This is a genomic window from Streptomyces sp. NRRL F-2664, assembly GCF_000719345.1.
In the GTDB taxonomy this organism is placed as follows: Bacteria; Actinomycetota; Actinomycetes; order Streptomycetales; family Streptomycetaceae; genus Streptomyces.
This window is the reverse complement of sequence record NZ_JOFX01000592.1, coordinates 1-238: the sequence shown is the minus strand read 5'-3', so window position 1 is coordinate 238 and position 238 is coordinate 1. Positions and strand designations below refer to the sequence as shown.

General features: G+C 73.5%; 1 pseudogene. It reads right to left on the bottom strand.

Annotation, left to right across the window (positions count from 1 at the left end):
* Window positions 1-238: pseudogene (locus IF89_RS40320) on the bottom strand (hypothetical protein); the annotation flags it as partial.

Here is a 238-nt window from a genome sequence, read left to right as displayed (position 1 = left end):
GTCGGCGCCGGTCGCGGGCAGGGTGAGACCGAAGACCTTCTTGCCGGCCGCGTCCTTGAAGTACGGGCCCTTCGCGGTCGCCGGGTCCGCCGGCACCCATTTCCCGTCCTTCTCCCGGCCGAAGCCGGCGACGACACCGGACACCGCGACGGCCTTGCCCTTGGCCGTGGCCCGGACCTCGACGCCCTTGATGCTCGTACCGGCGACCGCCTCCAGCGGCTTCGAGCCGTCCGGGCGG